Below are 1122 nucleotides of genomic sequence, written 5' to 3'. Positions count from 1 at the left end.
TTGACGCCGTCGTCGTCAGAATCGGCCTTGTTCGGATCGGTACCGTGCTCCTTCTCCTCACCGTCACTGAGGCCATCACCATCAGAGTCAGCCTTGGTCGGATCAGTACCGTCCTTATCCTCCTGCTCATCGGTGACACCGTCACCATCAGAGTCCTTGGCAGGCTCTTCAGGGGTCTCATCCTTCACGGTCGGGTTCGTGCCGGCCTTGAGTTCGTCACCATCGTTGACGCCGTCACCGTCGGTGTCGGCCTCATTCGGGTCGGTACCGATCTCAATCTCAGTACGGTCAGTCAGACCATCCTCATCAGAGTCAGCCTCCTTCGGATCCGTCGGCTCATTGTCGTACTTACCGTTCTCGGAACCGTCCAGCTCCTGCTTATCGCTCAGGCCATCACCGTCGGTATCAGCCTTGAGAGGATCAGTACCCTTTTCCTTTTCCTCACCGTCAGTCAGGCCGTCACCATCGGAGTCAGCGTTCTTCGGGTCGGTGCCATTCTTGACCTCGTCACCATCGTTGACGCCGTCGTCGTCAGAATCGGCCTTGGTCGGATCAGTACCCTTCTCCTTCTCCTCACCGTCACTGAGACCATCACCATCAGAGTCAGCCTTGTTCGGGTCAGTACCGTCCTTATCCTCCTGCTCATCGGAAACACCATCGTTGTCGGAGTCCTTGGCAGGCTCCTCAGATGGGTCAGTCGGGTCGGTTGGGTCAGTTGGGGTACCGCCAGTGTTCTCGGAACCGTTATCGTCCTTGCCCTTCTCGTGACCATCAACCGGAACCTCAACCGTTACCGGCTCATCCAGGGACGGATCCTCAACAGTCACGGCAATCGGACCATCAACATTGTCACCCGGGGTAACAACAATCTCACCGGTTTCCGGATCAATCTTGGCAGGAACACCCTTACCGTCCTCATCCTTGGCAGTCACCGTGGTCTTACCCGTCGGGTTCTCCACCTTCACACCAGTCGACTGCTCATCATCAGTCGGCTCAACGGTATTCGGCTTATCAGCACCATCGACGGAAACCTTGGGCTCCTCGGGAGCATCCTCGTCCTTAGCGGTCGGGTTGGTACCGTTCTTGACTTCATCACCATCGTTGACGCCGTCACCGTCAGTA

The 1122-nt window shown here is 57.0% G+C and carries 1 pseudogene; it reads right to left on the bottom strand.

What is annotated here, in order from left to right:
- Positions 1-1122: pseudogene (locus HMPREF3149_RS13585) on the bottom strand (hypothetical protein); the annotation flags it as partial.

The sequence above is a fragment of the Corynebacterium sp. HMSC05E07 genome, from assembly GCF_001807225.1.
Classification (GTDB): domain Bacteria; phylum Actinomycetota; class Actinomycetes; order Mycobacteriales; family Mycobacteriaceae; genus Corynebacterium; species Corynebacterium singulare.
Note: the sequence above shows the minus strand (reverse complement) of the source record. Positions and strands in the feature narration are given on the sequence as shown.